This window comes from Pseudomonas sp., from assembly GCF_040514055.1.
Taxonomy (GTDB): Bacteria; Pseudomonadota; Gammaproteobacteria; order Pseudomonadales; family Pseudomonadaceae; genus Aquipseudomonas.
This window is the reverse complement of record NZ_JBEVDL010000079.1, coordinates 151,233-171,458: the sequence shown is the minus strand read 5'-3', so window position 1 is coordinate 171,458 and position 20,226 is coordinate 151,233. Positions and strand designations below refer to the sequence as shown.

21 protein-coding genes are annotated in these 20,226 nt (G+C 65.5%); 5 read left to right on the top strand and 16 right to left on the bottom strand.

The window, feature by feature from the left end:
- Positions 1-61 precede the first annotated feature (61 nt).
- A complete protein-coding gene (locus ABWY06_RS21450; RefSeq protein ID WP_353927611.1) occupies positions 62-646 on the bottom strand; it encodes a cysteine hydrolase family protein in 585 nt (194 codons plus the stop codon).
- 146 nt (positions 647-792) lie between these two features.
- Here ABWY06_RS21450 and ABWY06_RS21445 point away from each other — a divergent pair, with 146 nt between their 5' ends.
- The 3 genes from ABWY06_RS21445 to ABWY06_RS21435 all read left to right on the top strand — a co-directional run bounded on the left by ABWY06_RS21445 (position 793) and on the right by ABWY06_RS21435 (position 2,588).
- Positions 793-1,272, top strand: a complete 480-nt coding sequence (locus tag ABWY06_RS21445; protein WP_353927610.1) for an NYN domain-containing protein — start codon at positions 793-795, stop codon at positions 1,270-1,272.
- 23 nt (positions 1,273-1,295) lie between these two features.
- Positions 1,296-1,910: a 3'-5' exonuclease gene (locus ABWY06_RS21440; protein ID WP_353927609.1), complete on the top strand. Its 615-nt coding sequence runs from the start codon at positions 1,296-1,298 to the stop codon at positions 1,908-1,910.
- A gap of 249 nt (positions 1,911-2,159) precedes the next feature.
- Entirely contained in the window at positions 2,160-2,588 is a 429-nt protein-coding gene (locus ABWY06_RS21435) for a VOC family protein (RefSeq protein WP_353927608.1), read from the top strand.
- Between the two features lie 129 nt (positions 2,589-2,717).
- On the opposite strand, the gene ABWY06_RS21430 is transcribed toward ABWY06_RS21435, so the two are convergent.
- From ABWY06_RS21430 to ABWY06_RS21420, 3 genes are read right to left on the bottom strand one after another with little or no spacing between them, the layout of a single operon-like run.
- Entirely contained in the window at positions 2,718-3,335 is a 618-nt protein-coding gene (locus tag ABWY06_RS21430; protein ID WP_353927607.1) for a TPM domain-containing protein, read from the bottom strand.
- Between the two features lie 20 nt (positions 3,336-3,355).
- Positions 3,356-4,072, bottom strand: coding sequence for a TPM domain-containing protein (locus ABWY06_RS21425; RefSeq protein ID WP_353927606.1), 717 nt, complete (start codon positions 4,070-4,072; stop codon positions 3,356-3,358).
- Positions 4,072-4,680, bottom strand: coding sequence for a LemA family protein (locus tag ABWY06_RS21420; RefSeq protein ID WP_353927605.1), 609 nt, complete (start codon positions 4,678-4,680; stop codon positions 4,072-4,074). Before ABWY06_RS21420 ends, ABWY06_RS21425 begins: the two co-directional genes overlap by 1 nt.
- A gap of 225 nt (positions 4,681-4,905) precedes the next feature.
- On the opposite strand from ABWY06_RS21420, the gene rhlE1 reads away from it, so the two are divergent.
- Positions 4,906-6,234, top strand: a complete 1,329-nt coding sequence (gene rhlE1, locus ABWY06_RS21415) for an RNA helicase RhlE1 (protein ID WP_353927604.1) — start codon at positions 4,906-4,908, stop codon at positions 6,232-6,234.
- A 166-nt stretch (positions 6,235-6,400) separates the two neighbouring features.
- Here rhlE1 and ABWY06_RS21410 read toward each other — a convergent pair whose 3' ends face one another.
- The 12 genes from ABWY06_RS21410 to ABWY06_RS21355 form a co-directional block, all read right to left on the bottom strand.
- A complete protein-coding gene (locus ABWY06_RS21410) occupies positions 6,401-7,825 on the bottom strand; it encodes a choice-of-anchor Q domain-containing protein (protein WP_353927603.1) in 1,425 nt (474 codons plus the stop codon).
- Between the two features lie 53 nt (positions 7,826-7,878).
- Complete coding sequence (locus tag ABWY06_RS21405; protein WP_353927602.1) at positions 7,879-9,258, bottom strand: choice-of-anchor Q domain-containing protein; 1,380 nt, start codon at positions 9,256-9,258, stop codon at positions 7,879-7,881.
- A gap of 68 nt (positions 9,259-9,326) precedes the next feature.
- On the bottom strand, positions 9,327-10,700 hold the full coding sequence (locus tag ABWY06_RS21400; RefSeq protein WP_353927601.1) for a choice-of-anchor Q domain-containing protein: 1,374 nt from the start codon (positions 10,698-10,700) through the stop codon (positions 9,327-9,329).
- A gap of 63 nt (positions 10,701-10,763) precedes the next feature.
- Positions 10,764-12,140, bottom strand: a complete 1,377-nt coding sequence (locus ABWY06_RS21395) for a choice-of-anchor Q domain-containing protein (protein WP_353927600.1) — start codon at positions 12,138-12,140, stop codon at positions 10,764-10,766.
- 235 nt (positions 12,141-12,375) lie between these two features.
- Positions 12,376-12,843 (bottom strand): PAS domain-containing protein, encoded by a 468-nt coding sequence (locus ABWY06_RS21390; RefSeq protein ID WP_353927599.1) that lies wholly within the window; start codon positions 12,841-12,843, stop codon positions 12,376-12,378.
- A gap of 3 nt (positions 12,844-12,846) precedes the next feature.
- A complete protein-coding gene (locus tag ABWY06_RS21385) occupies positions 12,847-13,854 on the bottom strand; it encodes a response regulator (protein WP_353927598.1) in 1,008 nt (335 codons plus the stop codon).
- A gap of 87 nt (positions 13,855-13,941) precedes the next feature.
- Positions 13,942-14,565 carry a GNAT family N-acetyltransferase gene (locus ABWY06_RS21380; RefSeq protein WP_353927597.1) on the bottom strand — a complete coding sequence of 208 codons (624 nt, stop codon included), beginning with the start codon at positions 14,563-14,565 and terminating at the stop codon, positions 13,942-13,944.
- A 90-nt stretch (positions 14,566-14,655) separates the two neighbouring features.
- On the bottom strand, positions 14,656-15,894 hold the full coding sequence (locus ABWY06_RS21375; protein ID WP_353927596.1) for a TIGR03862 family flavoprotein: 1,239 nt from the start codon (positions 15,892-15,894) through the stop codon (positions 14,656-14,658).
- Between the two features lie 82 nt (positions 15,895-15,976).
- Positions 15,977-16,765: an ion transporter gene (locus ABWY06_RS21370; RefSeq protein WP_353927595.1), complete on the bottom strand. Its 789-nt coding sequence runs from the start codon at positions 16,763-16,765 to the stop codon at positions 15,977-15,979.
- Positions 16,766-16,812: 47 nt separating this feature from the next.
- Positions 16,813-17,517: a CTP synthase C-terminal region-related (seleno)protein gene (locus ABWY06_RS21365; RefSeq protein ID WP_353927594.1), complete on the bottom strand. Its 705-nt coding sequence runs from the start codon at positions 17,515-17,517 to the stop codon at positions 16,813-16,815.
- A 10-nt stretch (positions 17,518-17,527) separates the two neighbouring features.
- Complete coding sequence (locus ABWY06_RS21360) at positions 17,528-18,022, bottom strand: TM2 domain-containing protein (protein WP_353927593.1); 495 nt, start codon at positions 18,020-18,022, stop codon at positions 17,528-17,530.
- Between the two features lie 83 nt (positions 18,023-18,105).
- Positions 18,106-19,023 carry a histone deacetylase family protein gene (locus tag ABWY06_RS21355; RefSeq protein WP_353927694.1) on the bottom strand — a complete coding sequence of 306 codons (918 nt, stop codon included), beginning with the start codon at positions 19,021-19,023 and terminating at the stop codon, positions 18,106-18,108.
- Positions 19,024-19,303: 280 nt separating this feature from the next.
- Here ABWY06_RS21355 and tesB point away from each other — a divergent pair, with 280 nt between their 5' ends.
- Entirely contained in the window at positions 19,304-20,173 is an 870-nt protein-coding gene (tesB, locus tag ABWY06_RS21350) for an acyl-CoA thioesterase II (RefSeq protein WP_353927592.1), read from the top strand.
- Positions 20,174-20,226: the final 53 nt, after the last annotated feature.

The window sequence follows — 20,226 nt, the reverse complement described above, 5'->3', positions numbered from 1 at the left end:
CCACTGTAGCCCAAGGCGACCTGGCCTCCAATGCCAGCGCGCGCCGATCGGCCGCCCTTCCTCAGTCCGCGAAGCGCGCCAGCAGCGCGGCGCAGTCCAGCACCTGGGCATATTCACCGTGCAGGTTGGCCATGGCCATGGCGTGAACCTCCTCGGCGCTGCGCGCATGGCCGTGGAAGTCATTCTTGGCGAAGGTGTAGCAGGCGTCTTCGGCGACAAAGGCACGAAACCCCAGGTTGCCGGCGCTGCGGGCGGTGGACTCCACGGAGTTTTCGCTGGATACCCCGACTATCACCAGCTGGTCGAGGGCACGTACCCGCAGCCAGCGTTCCAGCCCGGATTGGGCAAAGGCGTCCGGCACGTTTTTCTCGAACAAGGCTTCTTCCGGCCCGGGTTCGAAGGCCGCCTGGAACAGCGCGCCGACCTGGCCGGGAGCGAACACCGAGGTCGCCGAGCGCGAGATATGCCGCACATGCAGCAGCGGCCAGTGCCGCTGGCGCCAGTGCCCGAGCAGGTCCAGCATGCGCTGCTCGGCAGCCGGGTTATTGCGTGGCCCCAGGTGAGGGGCGAGCATGCCCTGCTGCTGGTCGATGATCAGCAGGGCCGGTGGGGCCATGCGCGGGACGACTGGGGTAGTGTGGGGCATGGCAGGCTCCGCGAGATGGCCAGGGTGATTTCACGCGCCGGCGCGACAAGGCTGCGGCAAGCGGCCGTCGGGCTGGCATACTGGGGGCCGACTTTAACCCAGGCCCAGTGGCCCGCCATAGCGCAACCGCGCCACCAGGAGTGCCGGTGAAAAAGATCGCCGTATTCGCCGATGTCCAGAACCTCTATTACACGGTGCGCCAGGCCCACGGCTGCCATTTCAACTACGCGGCATTGTGGGCCGATATCAGCCAGCATGGGCAGATCGTCGAAGCCTACGCCTATGCCATCGACCGCGGCGATGCCAAGCAGCAGCAGTTTCAGCAGATCCTGCGCAACCTGGGGTTTACCGTGAAACTCAAACCCTTTATCCAGCGCAGCGACGGCTCGGCCAAGGGCGACTGGGACGTGGGCATCACCATGGATATCATGGACGCCGCGTCCCAGGTCGACGAGGTGGTGCTGGCTTCCGGCGACGGCGATTTCGATATGCTGCTCGAGCGTATCAGGAGCCGGCATGGGGTCACGGCGGTCGCCTATGGCGTCCCCGGGCTGACCGCGCAGTCCCTGATCCGCGCCGCCAGCCGCTACGTGCCGATCGAAGGCAGCCTGCTGTTGAAGAATTGAACCTACTACTTGCAGGACTGACGTTGGAACGCATCGCCGTAATCGACTTTGAAACCACTGGGCTGTCGCCTGGACAGAACGCCCGCGCCACCGAAATCGCCGCGGTGATCCTGGAAAACGGGCGTATCGTCGCGCGTTACCAGAGCCTGATGAACGCTGGCGTCACGGTGCCGCCCTTTATCGAGCAACTGACGGGCATCAGCACCCGCATGGTCCGCGCCGCGCCGCCGGCCGCCGAAGTGATGGCGGCAGTGGCGGATTTTGTCGGCGACACGCCCTTGCTGGCCCATAACGCCTCGTTCGACCAGAAGTTCTGGGATGCCGAGCTGGCCCGGATCCGCCGCACCCGCCTGCAGCCCTTCGCCTGTTCGCTGTTGCTGGCGCGCCGGTTGCTGCCCGAAGCGCCCAACCACAAACTCGGCACGCTCAACACCTGGGCGCGGCTACCGGTCACCGGCCAGGCGCACCGGGCAATGGCCGACGCGGAAATGGCCGCCAACCTGACCGGCTACCTGGCGGCGCTGTTACGCGAACGCCACGGCCTGCGGCAACTCAGCCATGGCCTGCTGTGCCGTTTGCAGAAGATTCCCGCGGCCAAGGTAGGCGAGGCGCTACGTCGCGAGCGACGCGGTGCCTGAGCAGCGCGGGGGGAGTAGTCACTTAGTGTGGGTCAATTGTATTTATTCACTCCGAACCCAGGGTGATGTATCGCCTCTTAGGAACCTTCTCCATCAGGCTCAGTCCAGCTTTTATAAACATTGGCTGGGGCAATGATGGTTTTGGGGTGTGCTGGCAGCGTTAGGTTGTCGCTTAACCCTTCACTCAAACCACGGTCCACGCTCGCAACGCGGTCTGCCCCTCGCCGAGGCTGCAAAGAGGAGAGAGTGATGGAAACGCAAGAACTGCACCGTGGTCGACTGGTCGATCATATCCAGCTGGTCGTCCAGGACCTTGCCGCCGCCAGGCGATTTTACGGCGCCATCCTGGAGACCCTGAATATCCCAATCGCCGGCAGCGCCGACAGCTACTTCTGGGCCGACGAATTATTTATCAGTACACCCGACAGTGACGCCGCGCTGGGGGTTTTGACCGGTCGGCAGCATCTGGCTTTCCAAGCTCAGGACCGAGCCACGGTGCACGCCTTCTACCAGGCCGCCTTAGCCGGTGGCGGCACGGATAACGGTCCGCCTGGCGAACGCAGCTACCACCCGGGTTATTACGCCGCGTTCGTGTTGGATCCAGAGGGCAACAATATCGAGGCGGTGTACCACGGTGAGGCCAGGCGCAGCGCCCCGTCGGTTCATATCAGCTTCTAGTGGGTCCATGGGCGTGCTGCCCTTGGGGGCGTAGGGAGTGGGGCGCAGTATCGTTTCGCGGCCAGGGGCCGCTCCTGTGGGAGAGCCTGTTAGGCGCGGGGCGAGGGCGCCGGGTCCAGCGCGGAATTCTCAGTCCAGGATCACCAAGTGATTGGGCAGTTCGTTGCGCTCATGGCTGGCGGGCAAGTGCTGCGCCAGCAGTTCGCCGCAGCCGGCGATGCAGTCGAGAAACCCCTGCAGGGTCTGGCCCTGGCCCACCTGCTGGGTAAAGCGGGCGACCATTGCCTGCCAGCTGGCATCCGGCAGGTGCCGGGCAATACCGCGGTCCACCAGTATCTCCACGTAGCGTTCGGCCTCGCAGACGAAGATCAGTATCCCGGTAGCGCCGTCGGTGTGGTGCAGGCGTTGCTCGAGAAACTGCCGTCGCGCCAGGTTGGCGGCATGCCAATGACGCAGCCGGCGTGGCACCAGTCGGCGGTTCAGGGCCGGCAGTTGCAACAGCAGTGTCACGCCGGCAAAACACGCCAGCTGCAGCAACCACAGGTAGCGGGCATCCAGCCAGAGCGCATAAAAGTTAACCAGGCCGGGCACCAGCAGGGCCAGCAGCGCGGCCCAGAGCGGAGCGGCATAGCGGTAATCATCGGCACGGGCCGCCAGCACCGTGACCAGTTCGGCATCGGTAGTGCGCTCGACCGCGGCGATGGCCTGGGCCACCTGCCGTTGTTCCTGTTCGTTCAATAACGCCATGGGCTTCTCATTGCAAAGGGTTACCAGCCGCCGGACGCGCCGCCGCCACCAAAACTGCCGCCACCGCCGCTGAATCCGCCGCCGCTGGAACGGCCACTGCCGCCACTTAGCACAGCGCCCAATAGGCCACCGGCCAGCGAGCCGCGGCGGCCATTGCCCACCAGGCTGATCAGGATAAAAAACAGCACCACCAGCAGGATCAGCCAGGGCGAGTCGCCGGCTTCGCCCGGCTGCTCCTGCGCCACCGGCAGCGGTTCACCGCCCAGCACCTGGAGCATCGCGGCCACGCCGGCGCGAATACCGGCCGGGAAGTCGCCGGCCTTGAAGGACGGCAAGATCGCCTGCTGGATAATGGCCCAGGACTGCGCGTCGGTCAGTTGGCCTTCCAGGCCGTAGCCCACTTCGATGCGCACCTTGCGTTCGTCGCGGGCGACCAACAGCAGGGCACCGTTGTTCTTGCCTTTCTGGCCGATGCCCCAGTGACGGCCCAGCTGATAGCCGAATTCCTCGATGCCCAAGCCCTGCAGGTTTTCCAGGGTGACCACTACCAGTTGCTGGCCGCTGGCTTTTTCATGGGCGTCCAGCCGCTGCGCCAACTCCTGCTCGGTTGCGGTGTCGAGCAGCTGGGCCTGGTCCACCACCCGGCCAGTCAGTGCGGGGAAGGCGACCTGGGCCTGGGCCAGCAAGGCCCAGGTCATCAACACCAGCAGCAGTGGCAGGGACCGCCAGCGGCTCATCAGAATTTCACTTCTGGGGCTTTTTCAGCCGCCGGCGCGGTGGCCTTGAAGGTTTCACGGGGCTGCAGCTCGCTGTACATCAGGCTGTGCCAGAGGCGACCGGGAAAGGTGCGGATCTCGGTGTTGTAGCGCTCCACCGCCAGTACGAAGTCGCGACGGGCCACCGTGATACGGTTTTCGGTGCCCTCCAGCTGGGACTGCAAAGCCAGGAAGTTCTGGTTCGCCTTAAGATCCGGGTAGCGCTCGGAAACCACCATCAGCCGGCTGAGGGCGCCGCTGAGTTGTTCCTGGGCTTGCTGGAACTGCTGGAGTTTCTGCGGATTGTCCAGGGTGTTGGCATCGACCTGGATGGAGGTGGCCTTGGCCCGCGCCTCGATCACCGCGGTCAGGGTGTCCTGTTCGTGCTTGGCGTAACCCTTGACGGTCTCGACCAGGTTGGGGATCAGGTCGGCACGGCGTTGGTACTGGTTCTCCACCTCACCCCAGGCCGCCTTGACCTGTTCGTCATAGGTGGGAATGTTGTTGATGCCGCAACCGCTGAGGAGCGTGGCCAGCAGCAGCCAGGTCATGATCCGGCCCTGTGTGCGTCTGTGCGAGGTGATCTGCATGGTCCTACCGTTCCCCTGATCGATGAGCTGAAAGCGCGCGTGACGTCATTACCCTAGCCGGCATCAAGGCGATTGGCTATCAAAGCCGTGCCAGCGAAGGAATCCGTGCTTAACAGAACCCAACCGGCGCCGAGAGTTCGAAACGATGGCCGAATAGAAACGGGTCGCGGCGTGCCGGGCAGGGTAAACTCGCGGTATCCGTATTTCCCTTTCTGGTTTCCCGTCATGACTTTTGCCTCCCTCGGTCTGCTCGACCCCCTGCTGCGTGCCCTCGACTCCCTGGGTTATGCCATCCCCACGCCGGTGCAGGCCCAGGCCATTCCGGCGGTATTGGCGGGGCGCGACCTGATGGCCGCGGCGCAGACCGGTACCGGCAAGACCGCCGGTTTCGCCTTGCCGTTGCTGCAGCGCCTGACCCTGGAGGGGCCGACGGTGGCCAGCAATGGCGTGCGCGCCCTGGTCCTGGTGCCGACCCGCGAGCTGGCCGAACAGGTGCACGAGAGCATCCGCGAGTACGCGGTTAACCTGCCGCTGAGCACCTACGCGGTCTATGGCGGGGTCAGCATCAACCCGCAGATGATGAAACTGCGCAAGGGCGTCGACGTGCTGGTCGCCACCCCGGGGCGCTTGCTCGACCTGCACCGGCAGAACGCGGTGAAGTTCGGCCAGGTGCAGACCCTGGTGCTGGACGAAGCCGACCGCATGCTCGATCTGGGCTTTTCCGAGGAGCTGCGCGACATCTATGCCGCGCTGCCGAAAAAACGCCAGACCCTGCTGTTTTCCGCGACCTTCTCCGAGTCCATTCGGAGCCTGGCCGGGCAGATGCTGGACAACCCGCTGAGCATCGAGGTCAGCCCGCGCAACCAGGCCGCCAGCAGCGTCAAGCAGTGGGTCATCCCGGTGGACAAAAAGCGCAAGGCCGAGCTGTTCAGCCATCTGTTGGAAACCCAGCGCTGGACCCAGGTGCTGGTCTTCGCCAAGACCCGTAACGGCGTCGACCAACTGGTCAGCCTGTTGCAGCAGCAGGGCGTCAACGCCGACGGCATCCACGGCGACAAGCCCCAGGCCACCCGGCAACGGGCGCTGGACCGCTTCAAGGCGTCCGAGGTGCAGATACTGGTCGCCACCGACGTGGCCGCCCGCGGGCTGGACATCGACGACCTGCCCCTGGTGGTCAACTTCGACCTGCCGATCGTGGCCGAGGATTATGTCCACCGTATCGGCCGTACCGGCCGTGCCGGGGCCCTGGGCCAGGCGATTTCCCTGGTCTGCGCCGACGAAGTCGACCAGCTGGCGGCCATCGAGGTGCTGACCCGCCAGACCCTGAAGCGTGTCGAGCAGCAGGACTTCGAGCCCGAACACCGGGTGCCGCTGACCGACGCCAGCGGCCAGGTTCTGAAAAAACCGAAGAAGCCGAAAAAGCCCAAGGTGGTCGGTGGCGGCGGCAAGAAAAACCTGGGCAAGTGGCTGGAAAGCGACGAGCCGGCCAGTCCCCAGGTCAAGGCCGTGCGCAAGGTGCCGCTGTTCAACACCGGGCCGAAAAAGAAGAAATAGCGCCTATCCGGCTCGCGTGAGCCGGATGGCTAACCCGCCAAAGTGGGTGATCGTTCCCATGCTCCGCGTGGGAAAGCCGCCCGCGACGCTCCCGCGTCCAAGTCCACCCGCAGGCCTTCCCACGATCATCGGGCTCGGCCGACGCGCCGTTATCCCAGCGCTGAGATCAGGGTTTTGGTCGCTCATAGGCGCCCAGGTCACAGACCGCCACGCCATCGCCGTCACCGTCCCGGGGTCGGCTGGTACCGCGTTGGTCCTGCTGGGTGCAGCTGCCCAGGCCGGCATCCACTGCCGGGCTGCCTGGACGCAGGGCATAGGTTGGCAACGCCGGGTTGCTGTTGGCCGCCAGCGGATAGAGAACCCGGGTAAAAGCTTCCCCGTTCTCGCGGTACAGCTCGGCGGTACAGTTGCCCGGACCGTTGCCCAGCAGCAGTCCATAGGCCCGGTAGGTGGCGTTGGGGCCGGTGGTGTTGCAGTTGCGCGCTTCGTCCTCGATGAATGAGTCGTAGTTGCCGATGATCAGGCTGTTGCGCAGCGACAGCTGGCCGAAATTTTCCAGGCCGCCGGTATTGCCGGCGATGGTCACATTGATCAACTGGGCTTTAGGTACTGCTCTTCCTGACGGCCAGGCCTGGCCGTTGCTAAAAGCGGACGCGCCGATGCTGGCACTGAGGGTGCTGTTGCTCAGCTTCAATACTACGCCGTTGGGAAATGCTGGGCTCCACAGCGTGCCGTTGTGAATCGCTCCCCCGGTGCCATATTCCCTCACATGGTTGTCGATAAAGGCACTGCGGCTGATGTCCGCGTGGCCCTGGTTGGAGATCGCGCCACCGAAGGATGCATGTTCGTCGGTGCCAGTGGCTTTGTTACCGGTAAAGCGGGAATCACGCACGGTCAAGGTGCCGCGGTTGAGGATGGCGCCGCCTTCACTAGAAGCGCTGTCGTAGTTGAAGGAGAGGTTGTCCTGAAAGCGCGAGCTGTCGATCACCAGGCTACCGTAGTTGGCGATGCCACCGCCGAGGCCGATCCCTAACCCTTCATAGGTGCCGACCGCCTCGTTGAAATTGAAACTGACCCGGTCCAGGCTGACCTGGCCGTGGTTTTCCAGGCCGCCTCCGTAGAAGGAGGTACGGCCATGCTCCACGGCCAGGCGCTCCAGCCGCAGGCGCCCCGTGGCCAGCACCTCGAAAACCCGATCACGGGCGCTGAGCGAGCCGCGCACGAAGGTCTGCTCGGCGCCCAGGCCGATGATGCTGAGTTCATCGGTGATATCCAGGTCGCCATTGAGGTTGGCGTCCTCGTCCAGGGTATCACCGGGTTGGTCTCCCCACTTTGTTTCGCCGCTGGGGGCCGGCAAACTCAGGGTGTAGGCACCGGCCCCGAGCAGGATGCGGTCGGGCCCGGGGCGGGCATTGGCCACGACCACGGCATCGCGCAGCGAACAATGGGCCGCGCAGACACCGTCGAACTGATCCTCGCCCGTGGTCACCGCCAGGTCGAGGGCGTTGGCGGCCAGCGACAGGCTGGACAGGGCAACGGTCAGCAAGGCGCAGGCACACGAGGTGCCTGGATAGATGGCTGGTTTGTGCATTATTTTTCCTGGTATGGACAACAGCAACAGTGATGGCAGAACTTCAGCGGATCTCAGGGTTTGGGCCGCTCGTAAGCCCCCAGGTCACACACCGCCACGCCATCACCGTCGCCATCCCGGGGCCGGCTGGCACCGCGCTGGTCATGCTGGGTGCAGCTGCCCAGGCCGGCATCCAGCGCCGGGCTGCCTGCCCGCAGGGCATGGGTTGGCAACGCCGGGTTGTTATTGTCCGCCAGCGGGTAGAGCACCTGGGTGAAGGTCTGGCTGTTCTCGCGGTACAGCTCGGCCGTGCAGTTGCCCGGACCGTTGCCCAACAGCAGGCCAGAGGCCTGGTAGCTGGCTTGCGGGCCAATGTTGTTGCAGTTGAGCGCTTCCTCCTCATATTCGTCGTGGTTGCCGATAATCAGGCTGTTGCGCAGCGACAACTTGCCGAAGTTGTTCAGCCCGTAGCCGGTGTTGCCGACGATGCTGACGTTGATCAGCTGCGCACGGGGGATGCCACCGCCAGGCGGGTAGTACTGGCCGTTGCTGACACTGCCGGGGCCGAAATTGCCGCTCAGGGTGCTGTTGGTCAACTTCAGCACGCCGCCCTTGTCGTTGGAGATCGCCGCGCCGCTGCCATTGGTCGGCACGCGGTTGCCGACAAAGACGCTGCGGGTGATATCGGCCTGGCCCTGGTTGGCGATGGCGCCGCCCAGGGCCGCGTCGTCGTCGTCCGAGGCGCTGTTGCCGCTGAAGTTGGAGTCGCGCACCGTCAGGCTGCCGCGGTTGAGGATGGCGCCGCCATGGCCGAACGAGCCTTCTCCCGCGGAAGACGAGTTATTCTGGAACCGCGAGCTGTCGACCATCAGGCTGCCGTAGTTGGCGATGCCGCCGCCGTTGCCGGGCTCGAAGGCCCCGGAGGCCCGGTTGAAATTGAAGTGGACCCGATCTAGACGCACTTGACCGTGGTTCTCCAGGCCCCCGCCGTAGAACCAGGTGCGCCCGTTCTCCACCGCCAGGCGTTGCAGCAGCAGGCGTCCGTTGCCCAGGACTTCGAAGACCCGGTCGCGGGCGGCGGGCGTGCTGCGAACGAAACTCTGCTCGGCGCCCAGGCCGACGATGCTCAGCTCGTCGTCGATATCCAGGTCACCGTTGAGGTTGGCGTCCTCGTCGAGGGATTCACCTTCGCCGCCCACGTCGGCCGGCAAGCTCAGGGTGTAGGATCCCGCGCCCAGCAGGATGCGGTCGGCGCCCGGCAGGGCATTGGCTGCTGCCACCGCATCGCGCAGGGAGCAATGGCTGTTGCAGATGCCGTCGAACTGGTCTTCGCCGGTGCTGACGGAAAAATCCGCGGCCAGGGCGTTCAACGACCCGCCGGCCAAGACTCCGGTCAGCAGCAGTGGGACGACGCGCTGGGCGACTGAATGGCCGCCGATTGTTGGCATGGGCATGACGCTACCTCGTGATGGAGAAAAGAACGCGCCGCAGGAACCGCCTCGATCGGCGCTCGCTCCTGGGCTCAGGGCTGAAACAATTCGTAGGCCCCCAGGTCACAGATCGTCACGCCGTCGCCGTTGCCATCCTGGGGACGGGAGACGCCGCGCTGGTCCTGTTGACTGCAGTTACCGATGGCCGCGTCCAGGGCCAGGCTGCCTGGCCGCAGGGCATGGGTGCGGGTGGGTCCGCCGTTGTCGGCCAGGGGAAAGAGCAACTGCTGGAAGGTCTGCGGGTAGTCGATAAACAGGTCGCCACGGCAATTGCTCGCTTCGCTGTTCAACAGCAGGCCTTTGGCCTGGTAGGTAAAGTGTGGCCCCAGGTTGCGGCAATTGGCCGGGCCGTCGGTGTAGAGGTCGAAGTTACCGGCGACCAGGCTGTTACGCAGCAGCAGGGTGGCCCAGTTGAGCACGGCGAATCCCGCATTGCCGGCCACCGTGACCTGCATCAGCGTGGCCCTGGCCTGGGGCAGCGCCGGATTGCCGGGAAAACCGTTGCTTAGCGCGCCGCCATTGCCGTTCAAGGTGCTGTTGTACAGCAGCAGCTCACCGGCCTCGTTGGCGATAGCGCCGCCCAGACCCATTTCGGCCGTCCGGTTGGCAGTGAACAGACTGCGCCCGACCGTGGCCGTACCCTGGTTGTAGAGGGCGCCGCCGGCCCCGCGGTCACCCTGGTCGTCGACCCGGTTCGCGTTAAATTCGCTGTTGAGCACCTGCAGGCTGCCACGGTTGAACAGGGCTCCGCCGCGGCCGAGGTTGTTGTTCCAGAAGGCGCCCGAGGCCACATTGTCGTGAAAGTGCGAGGCGACCACCTGCAGGTCGCCATAGTTGGCGATGGCGCCGCCCTGGCCATGCTCGAAGGCTTCGGCTTCGGGCAGCGGCACCCCGGCGGTATCCGGGGTCATGGCGCGGTTGTTCCGTGCCAGGACATTGCGCAGTTGCAACTGGCTGTAGTTCTCCACCGCGCCGCCGTTATCCGCGCTGTGGCCGCCTTCCAGCACCAGGTCGCGCAACACCAGGCGGCCACCGGGGCGGACCTCGAGCAGGCGCCCATGCCCCGCGCCCTGGATGCGGCTAGCCAGGGATTCGGCCCCCTGGATCCGCAGCTCGCCGCTGATATCCAGATCACCGTGGCGGTTGTCGTCCTCGTCCAGCGGGGCGCCGCGCGGATCGAGTGGCGCCGGCAGGCTGAGTGTGAAAATACCCGCCGGCAGCAGCACCACCTGTGCGCCGACCGAACGGTTGGCGCTGGCCACCGCCTCGCGCAACGTGCACTGCTGGGTGCAGTAGCCGTCGTCGCCGTCTGCGGTGGTGGTGACCCGCCAGGTGGCAGCCTCGGCGCTGGCGAGGGGCAGTGCCATGATCAGACCCAATAGCGTAGTGCGGGGCAGAGCGAACATAGGTGGCGTCCTTGCTGATAGGTTGGCCGTCCGGGTGGCGGCGAGCGTTCCGGTTGGCGGGTTTCAGGGTGAAGTCAGTTCGTACGCCCCCAGGTCGCAGGCCACCACGCCGTCGCCATCGCCGTCCTGGGGTCGCGGCAGGCCGCGCTGGTCGTGACCGGCACAGGAGCCCACAGCGGCATCGAGCGCCAGGCTGCCCGGACGCAGGGCAAAGGTCGCGGTCCGGCCCCCGTTGTCGGCCAGGGGCAGCAGCAATTGCTCGAAGGTTTGCGCGTAGTCGAGGTAGAGGTCGGCACTGCAGTCGCTCGGCTCGCTGTTGAGCAGCAGGCCAGATGCCTGGTAGCGGTAATGTGGGCCTTCATTGCGGCAGTTAGTCACCTCGTCTTCGTAGACCCCGAGGTTGCCGGCGATCAGGCTGTTGCGAATACGCAGCTGGCCGCTGTTGCGCACCCCGAAGCCGCTGTTGCCGGCGATGGTCACATGGATCAACTGGGCACTGGGGTCGTTGCTCGCGGGGTTGGCGTAGTAGCCATTACTCAGGGCACCACCAGTGCCATAGTGCCCGCTAAGGGTGCTGTTGCTCAGCTTCAGCTGGCCATTGTCGTCGTTGGCGATGGCAAACCCGCGGCCGCCCTCGGAGCCGCGATTGGCGCTGAAGATGCTGCGGGCGACGTCCGCCACGCCGGCATTGTAGAGCGCGCCGCCTGCGCTGCGTTCGGACTCGTCGGCGGCGCTGTTGCCGCTGAACGTGCTGTCGCGTACCTGCAGACTGCCGCGGTTGAAGATCGCGCCGCCGCGGCCCAGGTTGTTGTCGCCGTAGCCCCAGGCACGGTTGTTCTCGAACCGCGAGGCGTGCACGATCAGGGTGCCATAGTTGGCAATCCCGCCGCCTTGGCCGGAGCGATAGCCGAGCTCGCCGGGCATCTCCTGGTAGCTGGGGTTCTGGGTGCTGGCGCGATTGTTGCGCACATCGACCTTACCCAGGTGCAAGTGGCCACGGTTACGCACGGCGCCACCGTTGTAGGCGCTACTGCCGTTTTCCAGTGACAGGTTGAGCAGGCCCAGGCTGACGCCAGGCGCCACGTCGAGCAACCGGTCGCGGCTGGCGGCCGAGCCGCTGAGCTGGCTGGCGCCGCTGCCCTGGATCAGCAGGTGATCGAGGATATCCAGGTCACCGTTGCGGTTGGCGTCTTCATCGTAGGGCACGCCCTGGGCGTCTTGTGGTGCTGGCAGTTCGAGTCGGTAGACACCGGCGCCGAGCAGGATGCGTTGGGTGCCGGGCAGTTGATTGGCGACCTGGACCGCATCGCGCAACGTGCAGTGGCTGTCGCACCGGCCGTCCAGGCTGTCGCCGGTCTGGGTGACCCGCAGTTCCTCGAAGGCGAACAGCGGGGTACTGAGCAGGCAGCTTACCAACGGGGTCAGGAACAACGGTCGCATCAGCAACATCCTGTGGGCTGATCGGCACTCGGGAAACCCGGGCGGGCGGGCGCCATGGCGCCTGTACCGGTGAAGAAGTTAAAGCCGTGAAATCCCCGGGTGCAAGTCGCGCGAGCGCCGCGCCGACGGCCGACACCCGCGGTGGGCGATGGTTAACGCTTTGGTCTCAAGCGGGGAACCATCGCCGGGCCGACCTGTCTTCCAAGGTTAGGCTTTGTGCCTGGGACGCCTGCCGTCACGCCGAGTCGTCCAGGCCGGCCCGCAGCGCGGCCAACTGTTTTTTGTGCTGGGCGGCGGCCGTCATGTCGTAGATCACCAGGCACAGGTGCTCGATCGGTCCATGGGCGGCCGCCAGGGGCAGCAGGGTGACGTTCTGGTACATGAAATCTTCCTGGCCGGTAATGGGCTGGTAGGTCTTGAAATGCACCAGATAGGGATGCTGCTCCCACAGGCTGAAGGCGCGGGTCCCCAGCTCGAAGACCGTATCGATCTTGCGCCGCAACCAGGCCTCGTCGATTTCGCCGAACAATTCGAACAGGCTCTTGCCTTGCACCGTATCGGGCCCCAGGCCGGAATGGTTTTCCATAAAACTGTTCCAGACCTCGATGCGGCACTGGCGGTCCAGTACCACCACGCCCACGTCCAGGCACTGCACGATATCGAGCAGCCAGTGAACCTCTTTGATGTCGATCTGCGCGGGCATGGCTCAGTCCATCAGGTAGCGAATCTTGTTGGTCAGGCGCTGGATCGAGTCTTCGGTGAACAGCAGCAACAGGTCGAAGTGGATGCTGTGCCCTTCCAGGCTGTAGCTGATCTCCACCGCCAGGGTCTTGCGCCAGCGTTGCTGGGTGACCTTGATCAACCGCTCGATGGAGGAATGCTGGCCGAGCAGTTGCGGGTGCCCCTGGGAGAAACGCACGTCGATCTGTTCGGCGATACCGCCCAGGCAGGCGCCGATCAGGATGCTGGCCAGGTCCATCAGCATTTCCGAGGTGTCGTTGTCGTCCCGTGGCTGCCAGCCAAGCAGGTTGGCCATGTCGCGGACCTCGGAATCGTGGAACAGCAGCAGCGCCTCGCCAGCGATGGCATCGCCGATAAAACCCTGGCAAACGGCGCTGAAGCGCTCGCCGCGCTGGGCGTCGACCAAGGTCATGTGCAGCTCGCTGACCTCGAAGATGTTCACCTGGGGTACGGGCAGCTGCACAAAGACCCCCAGCACCTTGGCCAGCAGCGCGGCGGCGCGGCCCATGGCGATATTGGTGACCTCACGCAGGGCGTCGCGAAAATTGACCTTGAGCAACCACTCCGGTCGTGGCTGCGCCAGCGGTACCGGGTCGTCGACGGCGATGGGTTGCAGCAGGCCGAGGCGCTCGAGGGTCTGGCGGACGATCTCCGGCTCGGCCGGTTTCTTGATAAAGGCCAGGGCACCCAGTTCCAGAACCCGGCGGGCGGCATCTTCCTGGACATCGCCGGACACCACTATGACCTTGGGATGGAGGCCTTCGGCCTGCAGTTGCGCCAGCACTTGGTAGCCGTCCAGCACCGGCATGGTCAGGTCCAGCAGGACCACGGCGCCGAGGCCCTGACGAATGGCGGTGAGGCCTTCTTCACCCTGGCTGGCCTGGGTGATGGACACCGGCCATTCCGGCGGCAGCGCGCGAATCAATTGCTTGCGCGCCATCATGGAGTCATCACAGACCAGAAGAGGTATCACGAACAGGTCACCACTGCGGGCTAACGCCGACGATACGGCCGGCTCAGAACAAGCATAGCCGCTGGCATTGATGCGTGGGCCCCAGCCTCAGGGCGTGCCTTCTCGCAGTGGACGTTCCATATAGCGATGCGGGGTGATGCTTGCCACGGCCGCAGGCCGTTCGGCACGGGTGCGAAAGCCCAGGCGCGTGTACAGCGCTTCGGCCCGTGGATTGCTGGCCGCGACGTCCAGGGCGGCGGTGGGCAGGCCCTGGTGCAGGCCCTGGCGCAACAATTCGAGGATCAGTGCCTGGCCAAGGCCCTGGGCCCGCAAGGCGGGGTCGACCCCCAGATGGCCCAGGTAAAACACCCCGGCCTTGGGCGGCTGAACGGTGCGTTCGACCTGCAGGCCGCGGCGGATCACCCCGGCGGCATGGCGTGGGCCGTAGAACCGCAGGATCTGACCGAGGGCGGCGAGGGTATGGGCGAGGTTCGAACCGCCGGCTCTGGCCATGCCGCACGCGACGACGCGGCCATCGAGCAGGGCCAGTTGGTGCAGGCGGTAACTGAATTCCCCCTGCGGACTGCTGAAGGCACTGCGCAGGAAGTCTTCGGCCGATCCACGGCGCGGGTGGCGGAAGACGTAGTCGAAGGCGGCGGGCCCCGAACTGTAGATCAGCGGCACGGCCTGATCGGCATCGCCCGGTTGGGCGGGGCGGAAGGACAGCGACATGGCGCGCTCCAGAAGGGCAGTCTGGCAAAGTTGGAACGATCGTACATTAATCCTCCGTCCTTCAGTAGCGGTCCTTGCACCCTAGGTGCGCTACGGGCGTTGGCCACGCAACCAGGCCAGCATCCCCAGCCCCGCCGCTCGCCCGCTGGCGAAACAGGCGGTCAACAGGTAGCCGCCGGTAGGGGCTTCCCAGTCGAGCATCTCGCCCGCGCAAAACAGACCCGGTAGCTGGTGCAGCATCAGGTTGGCGTCCAGGGCCTCGAAGGGCACGCCACCGGCGCTGCTGATGGCCTCGTCCAGGGGGCGGGTGCGCACCAGGGTCAGCGGCAGGGCCTTGATCGCGTCCGCTAGCCGCAAGAAATCGGCAGGCGTCGCTGGGTCGCTCAGCTCGCGCAGCAGGCCGGCGCGCACACCATCCAGCCCCAGTTGCACGCGCAGGTGATTGCTCAAGGACTTGCTGCCACGGGGTCGACGCAGCAGGTTCTGCACCTGTTCCAGACTGCGCTGGGGCTGCAGGTCCAGGTGCAGTGTCGCCGTCCCTTGGCGTTCGATTTGCTGCCGAATGGCGGCGGACAGGGCATAGATCAGGCTGCCTTCCACGCCCTGGGTGGTGATCACGAACTCGCCCAGGCGCGGGCCCGCGGGCGCCAGGGCCAGGGCACAGGACTTGACCGGCGCCCCGGCGAATTTATCGCGGAACCAGGGGCTCCAACCCTCCACCTCGAAGCCGCAGTTGCTGGGCCGCAGCGGCGCCACCGCGATACCTCGTTGCGCGAGCAGCGACGCCCAGGCGCCGTCCGAGCCGAGCCGTGCCCAACTGCCGCCGCCCAGGGCCAGCAGCACCGCGTCGGCTGCGAGCCGCTGCTCGCCCTCCGGCGTGGCGAAGCGCAACTCACCGTCCTCGCTCCAACCCAGCCAACGCCGGCGGGTGTGCAGCCCGACACCCAGTTCGCGCAGGCGTTTGAGCCAGGCGCGCAGCAGCGGTGCGGCTTTCATATCGCGGGGAAAGACCCGACCGGAGCTGCCGACGAAGGTGTCGATGCCCAACCCATGGATCCATTCGCGCAGGTGATCGGCGTCGAACGGCTCCAGGAGCGCGCGCAGGGCCTTCTCGCGTTCGCCATAGCGGGACAGGAACGCCGCCTTGCCCTCGGCGTGGGTGATATTCATGCCGCCCACGCCGGCCAGCAGGAACTTGCGGCCGAGCGAGGGCATGGCATCGAACACCTCGACCCGCACGCCGGCCTGCGCGAGGGTTTCGGCGGCCATCAGGCCGGCGGGGCCGCCACCGATGATCACGGCAGAAATACGAGGGGGGGCGACGGTCATGGCGGCAACGGCAGGTCTGGGGAAAGGCGGCCATTCTACCCCAGCCGGCCCACTCGTTACCGGGCCGTGGCCGGCGACCGCTTCAGGGCTCGGTCGGTGGCGGTGGCGAGGCGGCTGCGTCGCGCCGGTGTTGCATGGCGCTGCTGAATGCCGCCGCGAGGATGCCGGTGGGCATGGCGATCAGGCCGATGCCGGTGATGGCGGTCAGGGCCGCCAGTGTCCGACCCAGTGCCGTTATTGGGTAGACGTCGCCGTAGCCAACGGTGGTCAGTGTGGCGATCGACCACCACATGGCGCGGGGGATGGAGCCGAACGCCTCGGGTTGCACGCCCCCTTCCACCAGGTACAGCAGGGTCGAGGTCAATACCAGCAGGAAGGCCGCGGCCATCAGTGTCAGCAGCAGTTCGAAACGCCGTTCGCGCAATGCCGCGCTGACCAGGCCCAGGGCGTGGGTGAAACGTCCCAGCCGCGCCAGGCGCAGGATGCGCAGTACGCGAAAGATGCGCAGCAGCAACGTTTCGTTGACCGTGGGGATCAGGAGCGAAGGGACGATGGCCAGCAGGTCGATCAATGCGGCGGGCGTCAAAGCATAGCGCAGACGGCCCAGCAGTGGTCCTTGGTACTTGGGGTTTTCCACGCAGACCCAGAGCCGAATCAGGTACTCGGCGAGGAACAGGGCGTTGAAGATCAGGTTGATCGAGTCGAACAGTCCCTCGTGGCCCAGGCGGACGCTGTCCTCGGTTTCGACCATGGTCAGCAGGGCGGAGACCAGGATCAGTACGCAGACCAGCGTGTTCAGCGGCGACAGGCCCGGCGCTTTGCGCCGGCTATGGTCCAATTGATCGGCGAGCAAGGTGCGGACGGCGGCCATGGCGGACGTTCCTGGGGGGCTGTGCGGGGGCGGGCCGTCCCGTGGCATCAGGTCTGGGCGTGCCGAACGACGGCCTGGACAAAGGCTTTGACCAGGGGTGGTACTTCACCCTTGAGGGCGGCGCGCTCCGGTTGGAACAGGGTGCCGACAAAAAACGGATGGTCGTCCAGCTCCAGGGCGCGCGCGTCGCCGAAGCCATCGACCGCAGTGATCCGCAGCGGACCGCTGGCCAGGGCTTCGCTGAAGGCCGGGTTAAGGCCAAAACGGCAGTGATAGCCCTCGTCCGCCTGCTCGCTACCGTAGGCCAGTGCCAGGCGCGAGGTGGGAGAGAAGCGTACATTGCCCTGCACCTCGACCAGTGCGCAGCTGAGCGGTGCGATCACCAGCCGGGCGCCCTCGGGAGCGGTTTCGGCATGTTCGGCGTCGGCCCAACCCAGCTGATGGCGCGCGTATTCGATCAGTGCGTGCTGGAAACCACCGCAGGTGCCGAGAAAGGGAACGCCCCGTTCACGGGCGAAGCGAATCGCCAGTAGGGCGCCGTCCATGTCCCGGTAGGGGGTGGCGGGCACCGCCCACAGCCCATCGAACCCCCGCAGACGCGCGTCGCTGTCCAGGTGCTCGGTGGGCAGCCACTGGGCCTGCAGATTCACGTCCAGGGCCGCGGCGGCCAGTTGCAGGGCCGGGGGAATGGCCTGATGGGCAATGACCGAGGCGTCATGGTCGCCGATCAGGCCGATGTTCAGACTGCGCATGGAGCGGGCCTCAGGGTTGTGGCTGCGATTGTCGTTGCTGCGCCTGTTCCGCTGCCGCTCTGGCGCGTTTGGTGTAATCCGAATAGGCAGGGATGGCGATGGCCGCAAGAATGCCGATGATGGCCACGACCACCACAGCCGCGACTATCGCTACCAGGGCAGAAGAGCCACCCTTGACGTTGCCATACTTCTGTTGCCAGCGCGCGTCATCGGTGCAGAGAAAGACGATGCCCTCGACTATGGCGATCACGGCGGGAATCCAGGTAAAGAACGCCAGCAGGTAAAAGATGCCCCACCATTGGCCCAGATAAAAGCGGTGTATGCCCAGCCCGCCCAGCAGCAGTGCCAGTACGGCGGCGGTGCCTTTGCTTTTTGGATTGAGGTTTTGGCTGGTGTGGCAGCTGGGGCATTGACTGGCGCTGGCGGTGATAGGGGCGCCGCACTGGCGGCAGAACACGTTGGGGGTCAGTTCGGCTTGAGGCGCCTGGTAAGGCTTGGCATCCATGATCGGGGTGGTATCCAGTGAGGAAGCGGCAGGAGGCCACCAGTGTATCAAGACCTTATCGCCCCCCCAAGGCTGCGCTTGCGTTACAAGCCCAGATCCTGCCAAACCCGCTGGGCGCTGTGGTGCAGGATGCCATGGCGTCGGGCCAGGGCCTGGCGATCGGGGTCATAGCCGCCGCCGATCAGTCCCACCACCGGGATATCGCGGCCCAGACACTGGCGCATGACGGTTTCGTCGCGGCGGGCCAGGCCTTGGTCGGTGAGTTTCAGGTAGCCCAGGGCATCGTGCTGATGGACGTCAACGCCCGCGTCGTAGAGCACGATATCGGGCCGATACAACGGCAGCAGGTAATTCAGCGCATCCTCCAGCACCCTGAGGTAGTCATCGTCGCCCATGCCCATCGGCAACGGGATATCCCAGTCGCTCTGGGCCTTGCGGGCCGGAAAGTTCTTTTCGCAATGCAGCGACAGGGTGATCGCTTCTGGCGTGTCCGCCAGGATCCGCGCGGTGCCATCGCCCTGGTGCACGTCGCAGTCGACGATCAGCACCCGGTCCGCCTGGCCGCTGTGCAGCAGATAACGGCTGACCACCGCCAGGTCGTTGAAGATGCAGAAACCGGCCGGATGATCGTAGTGGGCATGGTGGGTGCCACCCGCCAGATGGCAGGCCAGGCCATTGCGCAATGCCTGCTCAGCGGCCAGCAGCGAACCGCCGACCGCGCGGACGGTGCGCCGGGCCAGCGCTTCGCTCCAGGGCAGGCCCAGGCGGCGCTGCTCCTCGTGGCCCAGGGCGCCGTCGAGAAAGCGCCGGATATAGGCCGGGTCATGGGCCAGGGCCAGCACCTCGGCGGGGCACGAGGAGGGCCGCAACAGCGCCCTTTCTTCGGTCAAGCCACTGTCGATCAGGTGGTCGCGCAGCAGGCGAAACTTTTCCATGGGGAAGCGGTGCGCAACCGGAAAGGGCGGGCTGTAGTCGTCGTGGTAAATCAGCGGCAAAGGCATGGGGCGGGCGGCATTGGGTTGAACAGCGGCGAATCTAGCATGCCGGCGGTGTTTCGCACCGGTACCGCCGAACTCGCGGAGGTGCTCGCCATCGCCCCAGGCGGTTTTTTGCTCCATGGGCATACTAATTGCGCGGGGATTGCCGACAGCGGCGGGCAAAGCCTTTACCATTTCATCCAGAACCCTGGGAGTGGCGACGAGTGCCTGGTCTCGCCAGCGGCTGCTCCACCCCGGCGTCCCCCTGATAATTGACCTTGCCGTGATCTATGAGGAAGTACCCATGAGCCAATTACTCGACAACTTGGTGGCGCTGCTGAGTTTGGAGCAGATCGAGGAAAACCTCTTTCGCGGTACCAGCCAGGACCTGGGTTTTCGCCAGTTGTACGGCGGTCAGGTATTGGGGCAGTGCGTGTCGGCGGCCAGCCAGACGGTCGAAGAGGCCCGCCATGTGCATTCCTTGCACGGGTATTTTCTGCGTCCGGGCGATGCCAGCCTGCCGGTGGTGTACCAGGTCGACCGGGTCCGCGATGGCGGCAGCTTCAGCACCCGGCGGGTCACGGCGATCCAGAAGGGCAAGCCAATCTTCACCTGCAGCGCCTCCTTCCAGTACGACGAGGAGGGCTTTCACCACCAGAACTCCATGCCCGACGTGCCTGGCCCCGAGCAATTCAAGTCGGAAACCGAGCTGGCGCGCCTGGTGGCGCCGATGATTCCCGAAGGCATGCGTGAACGGGCCACCAGCGCCAAGCCCATCGAGATTCGTCCGGTGACGCTGATCAACCCCTTCGACCCGAAACCTTGCGAGCCGGTCAAGTATGTCTGGTTCAAGGCCGATGGCGCCCTGCCGGAGGAATCCCAACTGCACAAGTACCTGCTGGCTTACGCGTCGGACTTCAACCTGTTGACCACTTCGATGCAGCCCCACGGGGTGTCGGTGTTCCAGAAATTCATGCAGGTCGCCAGCCTGGACCACGCCATCTGGTTTCACCACGACCTGCGCATGGACGACTGGCTGTTGTACGCCATGGACAGCCCCTGGTCCGGCAATGCCCGCGGCTTTTCCCGGGGCAGCATCTTCAACCGTGCCGGTCAGCTGGTGGCCTCGGTGGCCCAGGAAGGGCTGACCCGGGTGCGCGAAGACTGGAAATAGCCGGCTGGCGTTCTGGCAGCGACTCGCTAGCGGCAGCCTATGAGCGGTTGTCG

Coding starts and splice junctions, on each gene's coding strand:
- ABWY06_RS21425 (WP_353927606.1), bottom strand. CDS start 4,072: ATGAGCCGCTGGCGGTCCCTGCCACTGCTGCTGGTGTTGATGACCTGG.
- ABWY06_RS21355 (WP_353927694.1), bottom strand. CDS start 19,023: ATGCCTTTGCCGCTGATTTACCACGACGACTACAGCCCGCCCTTTCCG.
- ABWY06_RS21410 (WP_353927603.1), bottom strand. CDS start 7,825: ATGCACAAACCAGCCATCTATCCAGGCACCTCGTGTGCCTGCGCCTTG.
- ABWY06_RS21395 (WP_353927600.1), bottom strand. CDS start 12,140: ATGCGACCGTTGTTCCTGACCCCGTTGGTAAGCTGCCTGCTCAGTACC.
- ABWY06_RS21435 (WP_353927608.1), top strand. CDS start 2,160: ATGGAAACGCAAGAACTGCACCGTGGTCGACTGGTCGATCATATCCAG.
- ABWY06_RS21430 (WP_353927607.1), bottom strand. CDS start 3,335: ATGGCGTTATTGAACGAACAGGAACAACGGCAGGTGGCCCAGGCCATC.
- rhlE1 (WP_353927604.1), top strand. CDS start 4,906: ATGACTTTTGCCTCCCTCGGTCTGCTCGACCCCCTGCTGCGTGCCCTC.
- ABWY06_RS21380 (WP_353927597.1), bottom strand. CDS start 14,565: ATGTCGCTGTCCTTCCGCCCCGCCCAACCGGGCGATGCCGATCAGGCC.
- ABWY06_RS21375 (WP_353927596.1), bottom strand. CDS start 15,894: ATGACCGTCGCCCCCCCTCGTATTTCTGCCGTGATCATCGGTGGCGGC.
- ABWY06_RS21420 (WP_353927605.1), bottom strand. CDS start 4,680: ATGCAGATCACCTCGCACAGACGCACACAGGGCCGGATCATGACCTGG.
- tesB (WP_353927592.1), top strand. CDS start 19,304: ATGAGCCAATTACTCGACAACTTGGTGGCGCTGCTGAGTTTGGAGCAG.
- ABWY06_RS21400 (WP_353927601.1), bottom strand. CDS start 10,700: ATGTTCGCTCTGCCCCGCACTACGCTATTGGGTCTGATCATGGCACTG.
- ABWY06_RS21390 (WP_353927599.1), bottom strand. CDS start 12,843: ATGCCCGCGCAGATCGACATCAAAGAGGTTCACTGGCTGCTCGATATC.
- ABWY06_RS21405 (WP_353927602.1), bottom strand. CDS start 9,258: ATGCCCATGCCAACAATCGGCGGCCATTCAGTCGCCCAGCGCGTCGTC.
- ABWY06_RS21365 (WP_353927594.1), bottom strand. CDS start 17,517: ATGCGCAGTCTGAACATCGGCCTGATCGGCGACCATGACGCCTCGGTC.
- ABWY06_RS21450 (WP_353927611.1), bottom strand. CDS start 646: ATGCCCCACACTACCCCAGTCGTCCCGCGCATGGCCCCACCGGCCCTG.
- ABWY06_RS21370 (WP_353927595.1), bottom strand. CDS start 16,765: ATGGCCGCCGTCCGCACCTTGCTCGCCGATCAATTGGACCATAGCCGG.
- ABWY06_RS21360 (WP_353927593.1), bottom strand. CDS start 18,022: ATGGATGCCAAGCCTTACCAGGCGCCTCAAGCCGAACTGACCCCCAAC.